General features: G+C 67.7%; 3 protein-coding genes, 1 tRNA gene and 1 pseudogene. 1 reads left to right on the top strand and 4 read right to left on the bottom strand.

Translation table 11 applies throughout. The features are described from left to right. Positions 1-216 precede the first annotated feature (216 nt). Positions 217-293 (top strand) — tRNA-Pro (locus JDO7802_RS05685). Positions 294-332: 39 nt separating this feature from the next. On the opposite strand, the gene JDO7802_RS05680 is transcribed toward JDO7802_RS05685, so the two are convergent. From JDO7802_RS05680 to JDO7802_RS18400, 4 genes and pseudogenes are all read right to left on the bottom strand, one after another. Beyond that, on the bottom strand, positions 333-1,121 hold the full coding sequence (locus tag JDO7802_RS05680; protein ID WP_055083530.1) for an ABC transporter substrate-binding protein: 789 nt from the start codon (positions 1,119-1,121) through the stop codon (positions 333-335). A 68-nt stretch (positions 1,122-1,189) separates the two neighbouring features. Further along, positions 1,190-1,903, bottom strand: a complete 714-nt coding sequence (locus tag JDO7802_RS05675) for an ATP-binding cassette domain-containing protein (RefSeq protein WP_144430537.1) — start codon at positions 1,901-1,903, stop codon at positions 1,190-1,192. After that, positions 1,897-2,601 (bottom strand): ABC transporter permease, encoded by a 705-nt coding sequence (locus tag JDO7802_RS05670; protein WP_055083528.1) that lies wholly within the window; start codon positions 2,599-2,601, stop codon positions 1,897-1,899. Before JDO7802_RS05670 ends, JDO7802_RS05675 begins: the two co-directional genes overlap by 7 nt. Positions 2,602-2,666: 65 nt before the next feature. Beyond that, positions 2,667-2,953: pseudogene (locus JDO7802_RS18400) on the bottom strand (dehydrogenase); the annotation flags it as partial.

Raw genomic sequence — 2,953 nt, 5'->3', positions numbered from 1 at the left:
CCCTTTCTGCCCCCGCGGCCCCGCCCCGAAACCGGCACGTCGTTCCGCATCGGTCGTATGCTGTCGGAGGAGGCGCGGTCGGTTCCGCACCGCGTGCCTTAAGTCCGGCCGGTCGGGGCCTGGCCGTCCTTGGCAACCAGATCGGCGGCTTGGCTCCGTGGCCCGCGCGATAGCCCTTGCCAGCCACGGGTCGTCCCGATAGGACGCGGCCACGGTCGGGCTGTGGCGCAGCCTGGTAGCGCACCTGCTTCGGGAGCAGGGGGTCGGAGGTTCGAATCCTCTCAGCCCGACCAGTTCATTCCCTTGGACATTCATCGCTCGGCGCGCGGCCGTCAGCGCGTCGCGTTGAACGTGAACACCTGTTCGCCCACCACGCGATACCCGTCGATCAGCGCCCGCGCGGCGTTCGACGTCAGCCAGTCTTCCAATCGTGCCGCACCGTCCACGGCGACCGCGTCATGCTTGTCGCCCGAAATCGGCAGATAGGCGTATTGGTTGAACAGCGCGGGATCCCCCTGAAACGTGATCCGCATCGCGCCCTTGTTGCCGAAGTTCGACCAGCTGGCCCTGTCGGACAGCACATAGGCCTCCAGGCCCACGGCCGTGTTCAGCGCGGCCCCCATGCCGGCCCCGACGGGTCGGTACCAGGCCCCCTCGGGGTGCAGGCCCGCGTCGCGCCAGATCGCGCGTTCGGCGGTGTGGGTGCCGCTGTCGTCGCCGCGACTGACGAAGGCGGCCCGGCTTTCGGCGATGCGGGTGAAAGCCTCGACCGCGGTCGCGGCCCCCGCCGTGCCCGCCGGATCGTCCAGCGGGCCGACGACGACGAAATCGTTGTACATGATGGGCCGCCGGTGGGGGGCATGACCGGCCGCGATGAACGCCTCTTCGGCGGCGCGGGCGTGGACCAGAACGGCGTCGACATCACCGGCGGCCCCCAGACGCAGGGCCTGGCCCGTGCCCACCACGATCATCTGGACATCCAGCCCCGTATCTGAGGCGATACGCGGCAACAGGACGTCGGCCAGACCGGAATTCCGAAACGACGTCGTGACGGCGAGTTTCACCGTTTCGGCCAGAGCCGGGACCGGCAGAAGACACAGAAGGATCGCGCGCAGCAGCATCTTGTCCCCTTGGGGCGGTCGCGGTGACGATGATTTCGGGCGGACGACGCGATGTAAAGCCCGCGCTGTCAGTCGACGATGTCGCCGCGCAGAAACGCCGCCGCTTCGGGCGTTGCGGGACCGTTGAAGAAGGGTCGGGCGTCGCCCATTTCGTGGATGCGGCCGTGCAGCAGGAAGATCACCTGGTCGGCCAGACGCCGCGCCTGACCCATGTCGTGCGTCGCCATGATCAGCCGCGTGCCTGCCCCGGCGGCGGCGGTCAGATGCGCCTCGATCCGCCGCGTGGTCTGTCCGTCCAATGCGGCGCATGGCTCGTCGGCGAACAGGACGTCGGGCCGGGTGATCAGCGCCCGGGCCAACGCCAGGCTCTGCATTTCTCCGCCCGACAGGGACGGCGCGGATTGCGCCAGTTTACCGGACAGGCCGAACCGCGCGGCGATGGCGCGCCCCTCGGCCTCGGCCTGCGGGCGGGGAACGCCGTGCAGGCGCAGCGGATAGATCAGATTGGCCAGGACCGAGCGGCGCAGCGCGATCGGCTGCTGGAAGACATAGGCCTGCCGCCGCCGCGCCTGCGCGTCGGGCACGGCCCAGTCCACCGACCCCTGTGTCACCCGTTGAAGGCCGTGCATCATCCGCAGAAGCGACGTCTTGCCCGACCCGTTCGGCCCGATGACGACGGTGATCCCGCGCGCGCCCAGCGTCAGATCGACCGGCCCCACCAGGACCTTGTCGCGCCGTGTCAGAACCGCACCCGTCAGCGTCAGGGGCAGGACGTTCACCATCTTCCCCGCCGTTCCGTCCGCAAAGCCCAGTGGCTGGCCAAGGATACGATCAGTGCCAGCGCGATCAGGATCAGCCCCAACCCCAGGGCCAGCGCGAAATTGCCCCGCCCCGTCTCCAACGCGATGGCCGTCGTCAGGACACGGGTCGCGCCGTCGATGTTGCCGCCCACGATCATGATCGCCCCCACCTCCCCGATCGCGCGCCCGAACCCGGCCAGCGCTGCTGTCAGCAGGGCCCGCCGCCCGTCCAGCATCAGTGTAACGATCCTTTGCCTGCGCGACGCATTCATGGAGATCAGCAAATCGTGGTATTCGGACCACAGATCACGCATCGCCTGATGGGCGATAGACGCAACAAGGGGTGTGATGATGATTACCTGCGCCACGATCATCGCCGTCGGGGTGAACAGCAGGCCCAGCACGCCGAACGGTCCCGACCGGGAAAACATCAGATAGACGATCAGGCCCACGACCACCGGTGGCAGGCCGATCAGGGCGTTCATCGTGGCGATCACCGCCCGGCGCATCCGAAACCGCCGCACGGCCAGCCACCCGCCCAGCGGCAGGCCGATGGCGCAGGCGATGACCAGGGCCGTTAGCGTGACCTGCAAGGAGCGCAGCGTGATCTCGATCAGGTCGGCGTCCAGCGTCACGATCAAGCGCAGCGCTTCGCTCAGTCCTGCCAACAGGTCATTCATGACGCCTCCTGCCGGTCAGATGCCTTGCGGGGCGGGCTTTGTTCAAGCCCCGGTCGCACCGGGCGTCAGGGGGCCAGATCGACCATCACCTTGATTAGCGCACCGCGATCCTGCGCCAACCCGGCGAACCGATCCGACAATTGATCAAGCGTCAAAACGGCGGAGCAAAGATCGTCCGCGTCGATCTGCCGATCGCGGAACGCCTGCATGACCGTTTCGAAATCGACCCGAAGCGCGTTTCGACTGCCAATTAAGGTCATTTCGCGCTTGTGAAACTCGGGATCCGCGAAGGTGATATCGTCCTTCACCACACTGACGAGGACATAGGCCCCGCCGTGCGCCACGGCCCCGA

Source organism: Jannaschia donghaensis (assembly GCF_001403795.1).
Classification (GTDB): domain Bacteria; phylum Pseudomonadota; class Alphaproteobacteria; order Rhodobacterales; family Rhodobacteraceae; genus Jannaschia; species Jannaschia donghaensis.
The sequence above is the reverse complement of the archived record's forward strand: the minus strand, read 5'-3'. Positions and strand labels throughout refer to the sequence as shown.

What these genes read in the sequence shown, in the direction of transcription:
- JDO7802_RS05680 (WP_055083530.1), bottom strand. Translation starts at nt 1,121, where the DNA reads ATGCTGCTGCGCGCGATCCTTCTGTGTCTTCTGCCGGTCCCGGCTCTG.
- JDO7802_RS05675 (WP_144430537.1), bottom strand. Translation starts at nt 1,903, where the DNA reads ATGGTGAACGTCCTGCCCCTGACGCTGACGGGTGCGGTTCTGACACGG.
- JDO7802_RS05670 (WP_055083528.1), bottom strand. Translation starts at nt 2,601, where the DNA reads ATGAATGACCTGTTGGCAGGACTGAGCGAAGCGCTGCGCTTGATCGTG.